The organism is Methylobacterium sp. W2 (assembly GCF_020662345.1).
GTDB lineage: Bacteria > Pseudomonadota > Alphaproteobacteria > Rhizobiales > Beijerinckiaceae > Methylobacterium.
In genome coordinates, this window is record NZ_VMOA01000008.1 from 97,221 (window position 1) to 115,470 (window position 18,250).

An 18,250-nucleotide genomic window follows, 5' to 3' on the forward strand; every position below is an offset into this window, starting at 1 on the left:
ACAAAACTTGTCCGCCCGGCGGTTGTCGGCCGCGGCCCGCGCATTACGTCGCAAGCGAAGCTGTGCGGCGAGGGAACCAGACCCTCGCGGACGGCCTTCTCCCCCGTGGCCGGTGCGACCCTGCCGCGAGGTTTCCCGATGAACGAGATGGCGGTTTGAATGCGGCGCACACACGAGATGAATTTCGGCGCCGCCATCGCGGCGGACGGCGTGCGCTTCGCCATCTGGGCACCCACGGCCAAGGACGTCGCCCTCGTGGTCGACGGGGCCGAGCATCCGATCCCCGAGGCCGGCGAAGGCTGGCGCCGCGCCACCGTGCCGGATGTCCGCCCCGGCGCCCGCTATGGCTTCCGCATCGACGGCGACCTCGTCGTGCCCGACCCGGCCTCGCGCTTCCAGCCGGACGACGTGTCGGGCCTCAGCGAGGTCATCGATCCGAAGGCGTTCGACTGGAGCGACGGCGAATGGACGGGCCGCCCCTGGGAAGAGGCGGTGCTCTACGAGCTGCATGTGGGCACCGCCACGCCGGAGGGCACCTACGCCGCCCTGGAGGCCAAGCTCGAAGACCTGAACCATCTCGGGGTCACGGCCATCGAGCTCCTGCCGCTCGCCGATTTCAAGGGCACCCGCAACTGGGGCTATGACGGCGTCCTGCCCTACGCGCCGGATGCCGCCTACGGACGGCCGGACGAGCTCAAGCACCTGATCGACACAGCGCATTCGCTCGGGCTGATGGTGTTCCTCGACGCGGTCTACAACCATTTCGGCCCGGCCGGGAATTACCTCCACGCCTATGCCAAGACCTTCTTCACCGAGCGTCATCAGACGCCCTGGGGCGCCGGCATCAATTTCGACGGCGAGACCAGCGGCAAGGTGGTGCGCGACTACTTTATCGAGAACGCGCTCTACTGGCTCGAAGAGTACCATTTCGACGGCATCCGCTTCGATGCGGTCCATGCCATCCTGGACGATTCGCCGAAACACTTCATCGGCGAGCTCGCCGAGACCATCCGCACGCGCCTGCCCGGACGGCACATCCACCTCGTCCTCGAGAACGAGGCCAACCAGGCCCGCTGGCTCGAGCGCGACGACAATGCAAAGCCGATCCAGCACACGGCGCAATGGGCCGACGACCTTCACCATTGCTGGCACGTGCTGCTGACCGGGGAGGATGCCGGCTATTACGTCAGCTTCGCCGACAAGCCGGTGGATCATCTCGCCCGCTGCCTCGCGGAAGGCTTCGCCTATCAGGGCGAGCCGTTCCCGAGCCTCGACAATCACCCGCGCGGCGAGACCTCGGCCCATCTGCCGCCCTCGGCCTTCGTCACCTTCCTCCAGAACCACGATCAGGTCGGTAACCGCGCTCTCGGTGAGCGGCTCAGCGCGCTGAGCGATCCGGACAAGCTCAGCCTGGCGCGTGCTGGCCTGCTCCTTGCTCCGCAAATCCCGATGCTGTGGATGGGCGAGGAATGGTCGGCCACGGCGCCGTTCCTGTTCTTCGTCGATTTCGCGCCGGATGAGGAGCTGAACAAGGCGGTACGCGAGGGGCGCCGCCGCGAGTTCAAGAGTTTCGCCGCCTTCGCCGACGACACCTCGGTCATCCCCGATCCGACCGCTGAGCAGACCTTCCTCGATTCGAAGCTCGACTGGTCGGAGCCGGAGCGGCAGCCCCATCGGGGGGTGTGGGCCGACACCCGTAACCTCTTGCAGATCCGGCACCAATCCGTCGTGCCCCTGACGAAGACCCGCTATCTCGGGGCCGACGTGACCCGGCCGTCCCCGGATTCCCTTGACGTGACGTGGCGCTACACGGGCGGCACCCTGCGCTTCGTCGCCAATTTCGGCGCGGATTCCCTCGCCGTCGATTCCCATGGAGGTCAGGTGATCTGGTCGAACGGTCATACGGGCAGCGAAATCGAGCTTCCCACCTGGACGGGCATCGTGCTGACGGGAGCCGCCCGATGAGCCGCGACCTCGAACGCCTGGCCGAGCTCCTCGGCATCGCATCGGGCTACACCGATGCGTTCGGCCAGCCCGTGGCGACCGATATCGAGACCCGGCGCGGCATGGTCGCCGCCCTGGGTTTCCCGGCGGGCAGCGACGACGAGATCGTGAGAAGCCTCGCTGAGGTGGAATCCGTGCGGCTCGGGCTCGTCCCGTCGCTGATTCCGGTGGAGGCGCGGCGTGCCTCGACGATCCCCGTTCAGGCGGTGGACGCGCATGGCGCCGTGTCGTGGCGTCTCGTCGACGAGCGCGGCCTTGCGCGGGAGGGAAGGGCGTCGATCACGGGCGCGGGCGACCCCCATATCGAATTGCCCCCCCTGACGCCGGGCTACCACCGGCTCACCGTGGCGCTCGGCGAGCGCAAGTCGGAAGCCTGGATCATCTCCGCGCCGCAACGCTGCTGGCGCCCGGCCGCCTATGCCGATGAAGGCGCGCGGGATTGGGGCCTCGCGGCACAGCTCTACGGACTGCGCTCGCCGCACAACCTCGGCATTGGCAGCTACGCCGATGCCGGCCGCGCCGCGCGGGATGCCGGGATCCGCGGCGCCTCGTTCCTGGGCCTGAGCCCGGTCCATGCGCTGTTCGAGTCGGACCGCAGCAAGATCTCGCCCTATTCGCCGTCCTCGCGCCTGTTCCTCGAAACCCTGTTCATCGAGCCCGGTGCGCTACCCGGTTTCGCCAATTCGCGCGCCGCTGCGCTTCTGGCGGACAAGGCCACCGACATTGCCGGTCTTCAGGCCGCGACCCTGGTCGACCATCCCGGGATCTGGGACGTGCTGTCCCCGGTCCTGCAGGCGTTCTGGCAAGACTCCTCGGCGCGCGCCGGTGACGACGCCGCGTTCTCGGCCTTCCGGGAAGCGGGCGGGGCGGATCTCGAAGCTCACGGAATGTTCGAGGCCCTGTCCGCCCATTACAAGGCGCTCGGCGCCTATTGGTCCGGCGACTGGCCGGAGGAGATGCGCCGCGCCGGGACGCCGGCCGTGGAGGCGTTCGCGCTGGCCCATGCCGAGGCGGTCACCTACCATATCTGGCTGCAATACCTCGCCGACCGCCAATTGGCCGATGCGTCGAAGGCGGCCCTCGAGAGCGGCATGCGCCTCGGCCTCTACCGCGATCTCGCGGTCGGCGCCGATCGCGGCGGCTCTGAAGTCTGGTCGCATCCGGAGCGCTTCGCCAACGGCGTCTCCATCGGCGCCCCGCCCGATCTGCTGGCACCCAAGGGCCAGGATTGGGGCCTGCCGGCGTTCCACCCCCTCGAGATGGAGCGCGACGGGCTCGCGGCGTTCCGCGCCCTGGTCCAGGCGAACATGCGCCATGCCGGCGCGATCCGCATCGACCACGCGTTCCAGCTCGCCCGCCTCTTCCTCATCCCGGTCACCGGCTCGGCCAAGGACGGGGCCTATGTGGCCATGCCGTTCGAGCCGATGCTCGCGGTGCTGCGGCTGGAGAGCCACCGGGCGAAATGCCTCGTCATCGCCGAGGATCTCGGTACCGCGCCGGAGGGCTTCTCCGACGCGCTGATGCAGGCCGGCATCCTGAGCTACCGCATCCTCGCCTTCGAGCGCGAGCATGGCGGCCGTTTCAAGAGCCCCGGCGCCTATCCCCGCGACGCGCTGACCGCCATCACCACCCACGACCTGCCGACCTTCGTCGGCTGGTGGCGCGGCGTCGATACCGACACCCGACAAGCGCTTGGCCTCTACGATGCCGAGCGGGCGGAATCTGAGCGCCGGGAACGCGTCACCGAGCGCTTCCGCCTGACCGAGGCTTTGGCCTCCGAGCAGCTGCTGCCGAGCAACGACGTGCCCGAAGTGGCGCCGTTCGAGGGGGCGGCCCGCTATCTCGCCCGGGCGCCGTCCATGCTGACGGCGGTGCAGTACGAGGACGTCGTCTCGGAGCTGAGCCAGGCCAACGTGCCGGGCTCCACCGAAGGCTACCCGAACTGGCGGCGCAAGCTCGACCGCAGCCTTGAGGCCATCGCCGCGCCGGGCGGTCCCCTGGCAAAGCTCGCCGCCGCGCTCTCGGCCGAGGAACGCGGCCCCCGTTCGGGTGCGGCCCGACTCGCCTCGACGCCGCCGCGCGCCACCTACCGGCTGCAGTTCCACAAGGACTTCACCTTCGCCGATGCCGAGCGGATCGTGCCGTATCTGGCGAAACTCGGCATCAGCCACGTCTATGCCTCGCCGATCCAGAAGGCCCGGCCCGGCTCGACCCATGGCTACGACATCGTCGACCATTCGACGATCAACCCGGAACTCGGCGGCGAGGAGGGCTTCGTCCGCTTCTCCGACGTAATGCACCGGCACGGTCTGAAACTGCTGCTGGACATCGTACCGAACCACATGGGCGTCGGCGGTGCGGACAATCCGTGGTGGCTCTCCGTCCTCGAATGGGGCGATCTCTCACCCCTGGCGCACGCCTTCGACATCGACTGGCAGCGGCAGGGCGCCCGCAACAATCTCGTCATCCCGTTCCTCGGCGACCGCTACGGCGAAGCCCTCGAACACGGCACCCTCGACCTGAAATACGATGCGGCGGCCGGCGCCTTCAGCGTCTGGCATTACGAGCATCAGTTCCCGATCTGCCCGCTGCAATATCCGTCGATCCTCAACCGCGCCCTGGCGGCCCATGGCGAGATCGGCGACGACGCGGCAGCCGAAGTGCTCGCCGTGTCCGAGCGCCTCCGCCTCATGAGCGAGGAGACGGACCCGGCGCGGCGCCGGGGCTTCCCGGAGGAAGCCGACGGCCTCAAGCGCCGGCTCGCCGACGCGGTGGAGGCCTCGCCCGCCATCGCCAAGGCCATCGACCGGACGCTGACCCTGCTCAACGGGTTCGAGGACCGGCCCGACAGTTTCGGGCCGCTGCACCGGCTGCTCGAACAGCAATCCTACCGCCTCGCCCATTGGCGGGTGGCGGCGAGCGACATCAACTACCGCCGCTTCTTCGACGTGAACGGCCTGGCCGGCCTGCGCGTGGAGAAATCCGACATCTTCCACCGCTCGCACGAGACGGTGTTCCGCCTCATCGCCGAGGGGCGGATCGACGGATTGCGCATCGACCATATCGACGGTCTCGCCGACCCGCAGGGCTATGCGCGCGCCCTGCAGAGCGCCGTGGGTCCGGGCTTCTACGTGGTGGTCGAGAAGATCCTCGAACCCGGTGAGAAGCTGCGGCCCTGGCCCGTCGCCGGCACCACGGGCTACGACGTGCTCAACCAGCTCGACGGCATCCTGGTGGATCAGGAGAAGCACACCCGGATCACCCGGTTCTATCGCTGGGCCACGGGCATGGACGAGCCCTACAAGGCGCAGCTCCGGGCGGCCAAGGCGGAGATCCTCGAGATCAGCTTCGCCAGCGAGCTCGAAGTGCTCACCGCCGATCTCAAGCGCATCGCCGATGCCGACCGGCGCACGCGCGACTTCTCGGTGAACGCCATCCGCCGCGCGCTGATCGAGATCATCGCGCGCTTTCCCACCTACCGCTCCTACCTGGCGAGCGATCTCGACGAGAGCGATGTCGAGGACGAGGACATCCGCCTGATCGAGGGCGCGGTGTCCAAGGCCAAGCGCTGGAGCGCGCTGCCGGATCGGTCGGTCCACGACTTCGCCTCGCAGGCCCTGCTCGGCCGGATCGATGCCGGGGGGCCGGGTCGTCCCGACCCCGCCGTCATCCTGCGGTTCCGCCGCCGGTTCCAGCAGCTGACTGGTCCGGTGATGGCCAAAAGCCTGGAAGACACGCTGTTCTACCGCTTCTCGGAACTCCTCGCCCTCAACGAGGTCGGTGGCGATCCGGGCGAATACGGCATCGATCTGGAGCATTTCCACGCGCTCCAGGCGGCGCGGGCGCGCGACTGGCCGAACGCCATGATCACCACGGCGACCCACGACACCAAGCGCGGCGAGGATGCCCGCTCGCGCCTGCTGGCCCTGTCCGAGATCCCCGAGGTCTGGGCCGAGGCCTGGACCATCCTCGGCCAGTCGGCCCGCACCCACCTCACCGCCATGGAGGAAGGCCCCGCGCCTGACGCCAACGACCAGTGGATGTTCCTGCAGGCCATCCTCGGCGCCTGGCCCCTCGAATTGCTGGAGCGGGACGACGAGGCCGCCATCGAGGACTTCCGCAACAGGCTGGACGCCTATTCCGAAAAGGCCCTGCGCGAGGGCAAGCGCCGGTCGAGCTGGGTCAATGTCGACGAGCGGTACGAGGCCGCGGTCAAGCGGCTGTTCGCCGGCCTGATCGCGCCGGGTGCGAAGTTCATGACGCTGATGCGTCCGATCGCGCGGCGGCTCGCCCATCTCGGCATGATCGCCGGCCTCGGCCGGACGGTGCTGAAGGCGACCCTGCCGGGGCTCCCCGACGTCTACCAGGGCACCGAGTTCTGGGACTTCTCCTTCGTCGATCCCGACAACCGCCGCCCGGTGGATTACGCGGCGCGGGAGGAGGCCCTGAGCAACACGGCCGATCTCCCGGCCTTGCTCGATCACTGGCCGGACGGGCGGGTGAAGCAGGCGACGCTGGCGCGTCTCCTCGCCGACCGGGCGGAGCGCTCCAGCTTCTACGCCGATGCCGACCATATCGCGGTGACGGCCGAGGGCAGGCTCGGCGCCCATGTCATCGCATTCACACGCTCGGATGCCACAAGCGGAGAGGGCGACCTCCTCGTCGCCGTTCCGCGCCTCGTCTCCGGCCTCGTCGGCGACGCGACGTGGTCGGGCGAGGCGTTTTCCGGCACCACCCTGCCGGTGGCGGCGGAGAGCCGATGGATCGACCTGATGACGGGCGGCGACGTCCAGCCGGAGGGAACTTCGATCGATCTCGGCCGGTTGTTCGCGCGTTTGCCCTATGCGGTCCTGAAGCGGATCGCCTGAGTCCCGAACTCGGGACGGCAGCAGAACCTTGAAGGGTGGTCCTCGCCGAGGACCGCCCTGCCCCACCTCACCCGCCACCGCGCGGGAGGCTCCTGCGGGAGACGGGGCTACGTCTTTACGAGAACGGAGTACGCATGAACGCGCCGAGCCCAGCCAAGATCTCCGCCGCGCGGACCGAAGCCGGAACCGTGGCGCTGCCTGCGGGCCTTGCCCCCCGCGCCGAGGGGCCGCGCATCTACAACCTGTTCCCCCTCCTCGTCGGACGGGTCTCGGCTTGGACGGCGGAGCTACCGCGCATCGCCGGGATGGGGTTCGACTGGATCTACCTGAACCCGTTCCACCAGACCGGCGGCTCGCGCAGCCTCTACGCGGTCTCCGACCCGGACCGGCTCGACGAGCGGTTCCGCGACGATGACGGTACCTCGGACGACGAGCAGATCCGGCGTTTCTGCGCCGCCGCCGCCTCGTACGGCATCGGCGTGATGACCGACCTCGTCATTAACCACACCGCCAAGGACGGCCCCCTGGCGCGGGAACGGCCCGATCTGTTCCTGCGCGACGAGGCCGGCAACATCGAAAGCCCGGCCGCCGTCGATCCGGACGATCCGTCGATCCGCACGGTCTGGGGCGACCTCGCCGAACTGAACTACCATTCGGCCGACGCGCGGGAAGAGCTGACCCGGCTCTGGGCCGGCTACATCAACCGGATGCAGGATCTCGGCGTCGGCGGATTCCGCTGCGACGCCGCCTACAAGGTGCCGGCAGATGTCTGGCGCGGCCTGATCGGGGCCGCCAAGGCGCTGGAGCCCGATTGCCTGTTCGCCGCCGAGACCCTGGGCTGCACCTTCGAGGAGGCCCAGGCCACGGCCGGGGCCGGCTTCGACTACCTGTTCAATTCCTTCGCCTGGTGGGACCTGAAGGCGCCGTGGGCGCTCGAGCAGTATGACCGCCTGCGGGTGATTGCCCCCTCGATCGCCTTCCCCGAGAACCACGACATGCCCCGCCTCGCCGCCGGCCTCGGCGGTGGCGCGGAGGTGGTCGCGCGGCACCTGAAGGCGCGCTACGCCCTGGCCGCGTTCTTCTCCGCCGGCGTACTCCTGCCCATCGGCTACGAATGGGGCTACCGCCGCGCCCTGCACGTGGTGGAGACGACGCCGGATTCCCGCGAAACCGACACCGGCATCGATATCTCGGGTTATGTCGCCGCCATCAACGCCCTGAAGGCCAGCCTCGCTTCCGCCAATGTGGAGGGCGCACAGTCTCGCATTTCGGCGCCGGATGCGGATTACGTGGCGCTCCTCAAATTCGATACCGGGCACGGCGCTTCCGCGCGCCACGCCACCCTCGTCCTGTTCAATCCCGGACCCGTCGCGGTGGCGGTGGAGGCCGGGCCGCTGGTGGCGCGGACGGGCGGGATGCTCGACCGCTTCCAGGATGTCACCCCCGAGGCGGAGCCGATCGAGTTCCTCCCCGGCACGAGCCTCGATCTCGCCCCTGGCGAAATCCGCATCCTCACCGCCGAACGGCGGGTGGTGGCAAAGCCCCCGGCGCCCTCGACGCCGTCGGGCGAAGGCCGCGTCGTGATCGAGGCGGTCTCGCCCGAGATCGATGGGGGCCGCTCCCCCGTCAAGCGCGTGGTCGGCGAGCAGGTGGCGGTCTCCGCCGACATCTTCAGCGACGGTCACGAGATCATCGACGCCGCGATCCTGTCGCGCGTCGTCGGCGAGGAGGCATGGCGCCGAGACCGCATGGTCTTCGTGGACAACGACCGCTGGAGCGGCTCCTTCCCCCTCGAACACAATGCCCGCTACGAATTCACCATCGAGGCTTGGCGCGACGCCTTCTCGTCCTGGATCCGCGACACGCTGAAGAAGCGCGATGCCGGCGTCGACGTCCGTCTCGAGACCATTGAGGGCGTCACCTTCGTGCAGGGGGCGGCCGACCTCGCCACCGGGCCGGACCAGGCCCGGCTGCAGGCCATCGTCTCGGCTCTCGCGGCGGAGAAGACCGGTTCGGCGGCGCAGCTCGACCTCATCCTCGCGCCCGAGACCGCGTCCCTGATCCGCAAGCATGCGGACCGGGTCAACCGCTCGCGCTACCCGGTTAACGTGCCGGTGATCGCCGACCGGCTCGCGGCCCGGTTCTCCGCCTGGTACGAGATCTTCCCGCGCTCGCAATCCATGGACGTCAACCGCCACGGCACGTTTGACGACGTGATCCGGCGCCTGCCGGAGATCCGCGAACTCGGCTTCGACGTGCTCTACTTCACGCCGATCCACCCGATCGGGAAGACCAACCGCAAGGGCAAGAACAACACCCTCAAGGCGCTCGAAGGCGATGTGGGCTCCGTCTATGCGGTCGGCTCGGAAGCGGGCGGGCACGAAGCTGTCCACCCCGAACTCGGCACCCTCGACGATTTCCGCCGGCTGGTCGCCGCGAGCCACGCCTACGGCATGGAGATCGCCCTCGATTTCGCGATCCAGTGCTCGCCGGACCATCCCTGGATCAAGAACCACCCCGAATGGTTCGAGTGGCGCCCCGACGGGACCCTGAAATTCGCCGAGAATCCGCCCAAGAAGTACGAGGATATCTCCAACGTCCACTTCTACGGCGGCGCCCTGCCCTCCCTCTGGATCGAGCTGCGCGACATCGTCATGGGCTGGGCCGAACTCGGCGCCCGCATCTTCCGGGTCGACAACCCGCACACCAAGCCGATCCCGTTCTGGGAATGGATGATCGGCGAAGTGAACGCGCGCTATCCGGACGTGATCTTCCTCGCCGAGGCCTTCACCCGGCCGAAGATGATGAAGAAGCTCGCCAAGGCCGGCTACCAGCAGAGCTATACCTACTTCACCTGGCGCAACACGAAGCAGGAGCTCATCGACTATTCCACCGAGCTCGCCGGCGAGATGGGCGAGTATTACCGGCCGAACTTCTTCGCCAATACGCCTGACATCAACCCGGTCTATCTCCAGACCAGCGGCCGCGCCGGCTTCGTCGTCCGGGCGACGCTCGCGGCCACCCTGTCCTCGGTCTACGGCATCTATAACGGCTTCGAGATGTGCGAGGCAGCACCCTATCCGGGCAAGGAAGAGTATCTCAACTCCGAGAAATACGAGCTGAAGGCCTGGGACTACCATGCGCCGGGCAACATCCGGGCGCATATCATCAAGCTCAACCGGATCAGGCAGGAGAACCCGGCGCTCTGGGACTTCCGAAACGTCACCTTCACGGGGGCCTATAACGACCAGATCGTCGCCTATGCCAAGACGACGCCGGAGGGCGACAATTGCATCTTCGTGATGGTCAATCTCGATCCGAAGAACCGTCAGGAATGCACCTACGAGGTGCCGCTCTGGCTCCTCGGAGAGCCCGATGACGGCGCCGTCGAGGTGGAGGACCTGCTGCTCGGCTATACATTCGAGCTGCGCGGCAAGTCCCACCGCATCGCCCTCGATCCGGCGGAGCGCTCCGCGGTGATCTGGCGTCTGCGCGCGCCCCGGCGGGTTGCGGAGTAGCGGCCCGCGTGTCAGCACAAAACTTCGAGTTTTCAGCCGTCCGTCGCGTTGTCGCCCAGAAGCTGGTGCCAAAGCTGCGGCCGACGCGGCTGGCACCGTTCGCATCCGCGAACGGTGCCGCTGTGACGCCGAACACGCCCTTGAACCCGACGCATGAGGCAACGACGCGATGATCGATCGTAGCGATCCGCAATGGTACCGTGACGCCATCATCTATCAGATCCACGTCAAGTCGTTCTTCGACTCGAACAACGATGGGATCGGCGATTTCGAGGGCCTGACGCAGAAACTGGATTATGTGCGGGACCTCGGGGTCACCGCCATCTGGCTGATGCCGTTCTATCCGTCGCCGCTGCGCGACGACGGCTACGATATCGGCGACTACCGCGACGTGAACCCGTCCTACGGGACGATGGAGGAGTTCCGGAAGTTCGTGGCGGCGGCGCATGACCGCGGCCTGCGCGTCATCACCGAGCTCGTCATCAACCACACCTCGGATCAGCATCCCTGGTTCCAGCGCGCCCGCGAGGCGCCGGCCGGTTCACCTGAGCGCGACTTCTACGTCTGGTCGGACACCGACACGCCGTATTCCGACACGCGCATCATCTTCCTCGACACCGAGACGTCGAACTGGACCTGGGACCCGGTCGCCAAGCAGTATTTCTGGCACCGGTTCTACAGCCACCAGCCCGATCTGAACTTCGACAACCCCGCCGTGCTGGAGGGCGTGATCGAGGTCATGCGCTACTGGCTCGACATGGGCGTCGACGGCCTGCGCCTCGACGCGATCCCCTACCTGATCGAGCGCGACGGCACGAATTGCGAGAACCTGCCGGAGACCCATACGGTCATCAAGGCGATCCGCGCGGCTTTGGACGCGAGCTACCCCGACCGGATGCTGCTGGCGGAAGCCAACCAGTGGCCGGAGGAGACCGCGCAGTATTTCGGCGACGGCGACGAATGCCACATGGCGTTCCACTTCCCGCTGATGCCGCGCATGTACATGGCGATCGCCCGCGAGGACCGGCACCCGATCACCGACATCATGCGCCAGACCCCGGAGATCCCGGAGGGCTGTCAGTGGGCGATCTTCCTGCGCAATCACGACGAGCTCACCCTCGAAATGGTCACGGCGGAAGAGCGTGATTACCTCTGGTCGTTCTATGCCGCCGAGCGCCGCGCCCGCATCAACCTCGGCATCCGCCGCCGTCTGGCTCCGCTGCTGGAGAACGACCGCCGCAAGATCGAGCTGATGAAGTCCCTCGTCCTGTCGATGCCCGGCACGCCGGTGCTCTATTACGGCGACGAGATCGGCATGGGCGACAACATCTATCTCGGTGACCGCGACGGCGTGCGGACCCCGATGCAATGGTCCCCGGACCGCAACGGCGGTTTCTCCCGTGCCAATCCGGCCAAGCTCTTCCTGCCCTCGGTGCAGGACCCGATCTACGGCTTCGATGCCATCAACGTCGAGGCGCAGACCCAGTCGCAGACCAGCCTGCTGAACTGGACGCGCCGCATGATCGCGATCCGCAACAACTCGGTCGCCCTCGGGCGCGGCGGCATGCAGTTCCTGTATCCGACGAACCGCAAGGTCTTGGCCTGGATCCGCGAGTTCGAGGGCGAGCGCGTGCTCTGCGTCGCCAACCTCTCCCGCGCGCCGCAGGCGGTGCAGCTCGACCTTTCCGAGTTCCGCAGCGCCGTGCCGATCGAGCTCACCGGCGGTTCGGAATTCCCGGCCATCGGCGAGTTGCCTTACCTGCTGACCCTCCCGGCTTACGGATTCTACTGGTTCTCCCTGAACGCGGCGAATGCCGGGGAGATCGGCCCGCAGCCGGAGACGCCCGAACTCTTCACCCTCGTCCTCACCGGCGGGGTCGAGACCCTGATGGCCGGGCGCGAGCGCACCGCCTTCGAGCGCACCGTGGCGCCGCGCTTCATCGGCACCCGCCGCTGGTTCGGCGCCAAGGGCACCCGCATCAAGTCGGTCTCGGTGATCGACAGCGCCACCCTGAAGGATGCCGGCGGCGCCACCCGCTTCCTGCTGCCGCGCGTGGCGGTGCATCTCGCCAATGGCGAGCGCCAGGACTACTTCGTGCCCCTCGGGGTCGATGAGGGCCGCGAGGACGAGACGCTGCTGTCGCACGCGGTCGCCCGCGTCCGTCGCGGACCGCGCACGGGCCTCCTGTTCGGGGCCTCCGCCTCCCCCGCTTTCTCGCTTGCCCTCATCGACGGCATGCGCAACGGCGCCGAGCTGCCCACCGAGACCGGCAAGCTCGTCTTCTCTCATACCTCGGCCTTCGATCGCGACGTCGTCGTGGATCTGGCGGAAGTCCGCAGCCTCAACGCGGAGCAGAGCAACACCTCGATCGCCATCGGCTCGAAGATGATGCTCAAACTCCTGCGCCGCATGCAGACGGGCGTCCATCCGGAGATCGAGGTCGGCCGGTTCCTCACCGAACAGGCGGGTTTCGCCAACACCCCGGCCCTGCTCGGCGTCGTCGAGCATGTGGCCGAGGACGGGACGCGGACGGCGCTCGCCGTGCTTCAGGCCTTCGTGCCGAACCAGGGCGATGCCTGGACCCTGATGCTGGAAGGCCTGCGCCGCGACTTCGACACCGTCGTGCTCGCGCCCGAAAGCGAGGCGCCGGACCCGACCGAAGCCTTCGCTCCGCACCTGCGCTGGGCCGAACTCCTCGGCCGCCGCACCGCCGAGCTCCACAACGCCTTCGCCATCGACACCGACGACCCGGCCTTCGCGCCCGAACCGTTCACGCATGACGACCTGCGCGATCTCGGGGACGACGCGCGTCGTCAAGGCGAGAGGGCCTTCCGCGCCCTCGACGCCCTGGCGGGGCGGACCTCCAGCACGGCGATCACGGAGCTCGCCGGGCGCCGCCGCGAAGTCGAGCTGCTGATCGAGGACATGACGGCGCGTGCGCCGGTGGGGGCGACCAAGACCCGCATCCACGGCGACTTCCACCTCGGTCAGGTCCTCGCCTCCGAGAGCGACCTCATCATCATCGACTTCGAGGGTGAGCCCGCTCGCCCCGCCGACGAGCGCCGCGCCAAGTCGACGCCGCTCCGCGACGTCGCCGGGATGCTGCGGTCCTTCGCCTACGGCGCCGAGACCGTCACCCGCGAGATCGCGAGCCGGTTCGCGGATTCAGAAGGCCGGGCCCGCAGCGCCTCGACCGCCTGGCGCGGCATGATCGATGCTGCGTTCCTCGACGCCTACCGTGCCGTGGCCTCCACCAGCCGCGCCGCGGTGACCGACCCCGAGACCGAGGCGCGGCTGCTGTCGCTCTCGCTCCTGGCGAAGGCCCTCTACGAGGTCGATTACGAGGCCAATAACCGGCCGGATTGGATCGAAATCCCAGCCCGTGGGGTTCTGACCATTCTGGACGATACCAAGAAAGGTGCTTGAATGACGGATATCGACGAGAGGCTGGAGAAGACCTCCGAGCACGAGCGGAAGCGGTCCGAGCGGATCGCGGCCCGCTCGGCGGCATCGGGACATTCTCGCCAGGCCGATGCCGATTCGTCGACCGTCCAAGGTGTCCATCCCGACGCGGTGGCCGCCGTCATGCGGGCCGATCACGGGGACCCGTTCTCCGTGCTCGGCCCCCATCAGATCGGCCCCGGCCTGTGGGAAGTGCGGGTCATCCTGCCCGAGGCGAAGTCGGCGACGCTTCTCACCGCCGGCCAGCGCATCCCGTTCGAGCGGCGCCACCAGGACGGCTTCTACGTCGCCCGCGTGGAGAGCGAGGGTCGTCCGCTCTACGAACTCGCGGTCGAAGGCTGGGACGGCACCGAGCGCACGCGCCACGACCCCTATAGCTTCGGCTCGTCGCTGCATCAGCAGGACATCGACAACCTGCGCGAGATCGGCAGCGACGTCACCTATCGGGTGCTCGGTGCGCAATCGATGGTGCTCGACGGCATCGACGGCTTCCGCTTCGCGGTCTGGGCGCCCAATGCCCGCCGGGTGAGCATCGTCGGTGACTTCAACGAGTGGGACGGCCGCCGCCATCCCATGCGGCTCTGGCAGACGGGCGGCATCTGGGAGCTGTTCGTCCCGGGCCTGCGTGCCGGCGTCCATTACAAGTTCGAGATCCGCGGACCCGACGGCGCACTGCTGCCGCTGAAGGCCGATCCCGTCGCCTTCGCGGCGCAGAAGCCGCCCGAGACGGCCTCCGTGCTCCAGGGCACGAACGAGCCGGTCTGGAACGACGCCAAATGGATGGCGACGCGCGGCGAGAAGGACCCGCGCCACACCGCCATCTCGATCTACGAGGTGCATCTCGGGTCCTGGGCGCGGGTCGCCGAGGAGGGCAACCGCTACCTGACCTACAAGGAACTGGGCGAGCGCCTGATCCCCTACGTCAAGGAGATGGGCTTCACCCATATCGAGATGCTGCCGATCACGGAATATCCGTTCGACGGCTCATGGGGCTACCAGCCGGTCTCGCTGTTCGCGCCGACCAGCCGCTTCGGCACGCCGGACGATTTCGCGGCCTTCGTCGACACGGCCCATGAGGCCGGCATCGGCGTGATGCTGGATTGGGTGCCGGGACACTTCCCCCTCGACGCCCATGGCCTCGGCCAGTTCGACGGGACGCATCTCTACGAGCATGCCGACCCGCGCCAGGGATTCCACCAGGATTGGGGGACCTACATCTACAATTTCGGCCGCACGGAAGTGTCGAGCTTCCTTGCCGCCAATGCCCGGTTCTGGCTCGAACACTACCATCTCGACGGCCTGCGCGTGGATGCCGTCGCGTCCATGCTCTACCTCGACTATTCGCGTCGGCAGGGCGAGTGGATCCCCAACCAATACGGGGGCAACGAGAATCTCGACGCCATCAACTTCCTGCGCAAGACCAACGAGGCGACCTATAGCCACGCGCCGGGGACGATGACCATCGCGGAGGAATCCACGTCCTGGCCGGGCGTCTCGCACCCGACCTATACCGGTGGTCTCGGCTTCGGCTTCAAGTGGAATATGGGGTGGATGCACGACACCCTGGAATTCATGTCGAAGCAGACGATTCACCGCCGCTATCACCACCACGACCTGACCTTCGGCCTGCTCTACGCCTTCTCCGAGAACTTCATCCTGCCGCTCTCGCACGACGAGGTCGTGCACGGGAAGGGCTCACTGCTGGACAAGATGCCGGGCGACCGCTGGCAGAAATTCGCGAACCTGCGGGCCTATTTCGGCTACATGTGGGGCCATCCGGGCAAGAAGCTGCTCTTCATGGGTGGCGAGTTCGGCCAGCAGAAAGAGTGGAACCACAACCAGAGCCTCGACTGGCATCTGCTCGACGACCCTCTGCATCGCGGGGTGAAGGATCTCGTTCGCGACCTGAACCGGCTCTACACCGCGACGCCCGCCCTCCATGCGAGGGATTGCGAGGCCGCCGGCTTCCAGTGGCTGGTCTCCGACGACCAGGACAACAGCGTCATCGCCTGGGCGCGCAAGGGCACGAATCCCGGGGAGGTCGCCGTCGTCGTCTCCAACTTCACGCCGATCCCGCGTGACGGATATCGGATCGGCGTGCCGGAGGCGGGGTTCTATCGCGAGGCGATCAACTCGGATTCCGAGCGTTACGGCGGCTCGAATGTCGGCAACATGGGCGGCGTCCAGGCCGAGCCGTTGGAGAGCCATGGCCAGCCCTATTCGCTGGTGCTCGCAGCGCCGCCGCTGGGGACGATGATCTTCGTGCGCGAGGGCTGAGATCGGTCCCTGTCTTCAAGATGCCATGAGAAAGGGCGCCGGTTCGATGAACCGGCGCCCTTTTTTGTTGAAGGCTGCTTGATCGGGTCGCTCAACAGGTGCTCTCGCTAAAGTAGAGCGTCCCAGCAGACCACCTCATCCTTGAGGCGCCGAAGCGTAGCGGAGGCCTCGAAGGAGCCCTCCCGCGGCCGATGCGATCCCTGGAGGGCTCCTTCGAGGCCGCTACGCAGTACCTCGGGATGAGGTAGCGCCTTGGGCAAACACCTCAAACAGATGGGGTAGATTGGTCCGAGGCGTGCGTTCAGGCCGTGCGGGCGCGAAGACCGCTGCCATTGCCCAGTGCCCGCGCATAGAGCGCTGAGTAATCCATGGCCGCACCGTCCCAGGTGAAGGAGCGGGACATGGCGCGGCGGCGCATGGCGTTGAGGCGCTTCTTCTCGCCGAACGTGTCGAGGGCCCGGCGGACCGCGCCGAGGAACCCCTTCTGCGAGGCTTCGCCGAAGGTGAAGCCGGTCACGCCGTCCTCCACCGTATCGGCGAGGCCGCCGGTGCGGCGCACGATCGGCAGAGAGCCGAAACGCTGGGCGTACATCTGCGCGAGGCCGCAGGGTTCGAAGCGCGAGGGCATCAGCAGGAAGTCGCTTCCGGCGAACATCCGCCGGGCTTCCTTCTCCTCGAACCCCACCTGGACCCCGACGGAATCGGGATGGCGGCGGGCGAGATCGCTGAGCGCGGTCTCGAACCGGCGCTCGCCCTCGCCGATGACGACGATCTGGCCGCCCTCGGCCACGATGGTCTCGGCCGCGCTGAGGCTGAGGTCGATGCCCTTCTGGTGGACGAGGCGCGAGACGATGGCGAAGAGCGGGCCGCGCGAGACCGCGAGGCCGAAATGGCGGCGGACCGTCTCGGCATTGGCGCGCTTGCCCTTCCAGTCGTCGGCCTCGAAGCGGGTGGCGAGATGGGGATCGGTGCGCGGGTCCCAGCTCTCGTCGATCCCGTTGAGGATGCCGGCCAGCCGCCCCTGGGAGGCGCGCGTGCGCAGCAGGCCGTCGAGGCCGCAACCGGATTCCGGCATCATGATCTCGCGGGCATAGGTCTCGCTCACCGTGGTGACGTGCGAGGCGTAAAAGATGCCGGCCTTGAGGAAGGAGAGATGCCCGTAGAACTCGCAGCCATCCATCTGGAAGGCGCCGTCCGGGATGCCGAGGCGCCCCAGGGAATCGCTCGGGAACAGGCCCTGATAGGCGAGGTTGTGGATCGTCAGCACGCTGGGGACGCGCTGGCCGGTCCATTCGAGATAGGCGGGGGCGAGCGCCGTCTGCCAGTCGTTGAGATGAAGCAGGTCCGCCGACCAGGAGGGATCGACCCCGCCGGTCAATTCCGCCGCCGCGAGACTGAGGCGCGCGAAGCGCAGGTCGTTGTCGCGAAAATCGCCCTGCGCGTCGCCATACGGCGTGCCGTCGCGCTGATAGAGGTCGGAACTCAGGATGATATAGACCTTGAGGCCGTCCCCCGTCTCGATGAGACCGAGATCACAGGGCGGTATGCCGGCATGGCCGCGCAGATGGGCGACGACGGGGATGTGATCGAACCGGTCCACCACCTGGCGATAACCGGGAATGAGGACACGGACGTCGTAATGGCGGCGCAGCGACCGTGGCAGGGCGCCGGCGACTTCGCCGAGTCCGCCGGTCTTGATGAAGTCCGCCATTTCCGGGGTCGCGTAGAGGATGCGCGGTTGGAGCGAGAGGCTCCGGGTCACCTCGGAATGGGCCTCGCCGGAGGTGAAATTCGGCGGGGCGAGGTCGGCACTGGAGGTGGTCGTCGCCGGCATATTAAGGAGACCTCTAGGTCAGATCGTGCTCTTTGCGATGCACAACTCAAGCCATTGGGTCGGTTAATACTCCGTTCAGCTTGCTGCGGCGCGGGGAAAATGTCGCGGCGCAAAAGTTTTTTTGGATCCCGCGCCACGGAGGGGTCGTCGAGACACCCCGTCGCGCGGGCGACGGTGTTCGATCCGCCCGTCCAGAGGCCGCGACCGACGTTGAGCGGGAAGGTGGAGCCTTCGCCGCGCGACCTGCGCCGAAAAACGGTCGTGCCGGCTTCGACCTCCTGCAGCA

At 67.7% G+C, this 18,250-nt stretch carries 6 protein-coding genes; 5 read left to right on the forward strand and 1 reads right to left on the reverse strand.

Annotation, left to right across the window (positions count from 1 at the left end):
- Positions 1 to 159 precede the first annotated feature (159 nt).
- The 5 genes from treZ (at position 160) to glgB (ending at position 16,130) form a co-directional block, all read left to right on the forward strand.
- The gene (gene treZ / locus FPV16_RS06495) at positions 160 to 1,965 is read left to right on the forward strand and encodes a malto-oligosyltrehalose trehalohydrolase (protein ID WP_227437198.1); all 1,806 of its coding nucleotides are present in this window, start codon (positions 160 to 162) and stop codon (positions 1,963 to 1,965) included.
- The gene (locus FPV16_RS06500) at positions 1,962 to 6,872 is read left to right on the forward strand and encodes a malto-oligosyltrehalose synthase (RefSeq protein WP_227437199.1); all 4,911 of its coding nucleotides are present in this window, start codon (positions 1,962 to 1,964) and stop codon (positions 6,870 to 6,872) included. The genes treZ and FPV16_RS06500 overlap by 4 nt, the downstream gene beginning before the upstream one ends.
- Before the next feature lie 134 nt (positions 6,873 to 7,006).
- Positions 7,007 to 10,390 (forward strand): maltotransferase domain-containing protein, encoded by a 3,384-nt coding sequence (locus FPV16_RS06505; protein WP_227437201.1) that lies wholly within the window; start codon positions 7,007 to 7,009, stop codon positions 10,388 to 10,390.
- A 169-nt stretch (positions 10,391 to 10,559) separates the two neighbouring features.
- Positions 10,560 to 13,817 carry a maltose alpha-D-glucosyltransferase gene (gene treS, locus FPV16_RS06510; protein WP_227437203.1) on the forward strand — a complete coding sequence of 1,086 codons (3,258 nt, stop codon included), beginning with the start codon at positions 10,560 to 10,562 and terminating at the stop codon, positions 13,815 to 13,817.
- Positions 13,818 to 16,130, forward strand: a complete 2,313-nt coding sequence (glgB, locus tag FPV16_RS06515; RefSeq protein WP_413629206.1) for a 1,4-alpha-glucan branching protein GlgB — start codon at positions 13,818 to 13,820, stop codon at positions 16,128 to 16,130.
- A gap of 301 nt (positions 16,131 to 16,431) precedes the next feature.
- Here glgB and glgA read toward each other — a convergent pair whose 3' ends face one another.
- Entirely contained in the window at positions 16,432 to 17,964 is a 1,533-nt protein-coding gene (gene glgA, locus FPV16_RS06520) for a glycogen synthase GlgA (protein WP_227437206.1), read from the reverse strand.
- Positions 17,965 to 18,250: the final 286 nt, after the last annotated feature.

What these genes read in the sequence shown, in the direction of transcription:
- glgA (WP_227437206.1), bottom strand. Translation starts at nt 17,964, where the DNA reads ATGCCGGCGACGACCACCTCCAGTGCCGACCTCGCCCCGCCGAATTTC.
- glgB (WP_413629206.1), top strand. Translation starts at nt 13,818, where the DNA reads ATGACGGATATCGACGAGAGGCTGGAGAAGACCTCCGAGCACGAGCGG.
- treS (WP_227437203.1), top strand. Translation starts at nt 10,560, where the DNA reads ATGATCGATCGTAGCGATCCGCAATGGTACCGTGACGCCATCATCTAT.
- FPV16_RS06500 (WP_227437199.1), top strand. Translation starts at nt 1,962, where the DNA reads ATGAGCCGCGACCTCGAACGCCTGGCCGAGCTCCTCGGCATCGCATCG.
- FPV16_RS06505 (WP_227437201.1), top strand. Translation starts at nt 7,007, where the DNA reads ATGAACGCGCCGAGCCCAGCCAAGATCTCCGCCGCGCGGACCGAAGCC.
- treZ (WP_227437198.1), top strand. Translation starts at nt 160, where the DNA reads ATGCGGCGCACACACGAGATGAATTTCGGCGCCGCCATCGCGGCGGAC.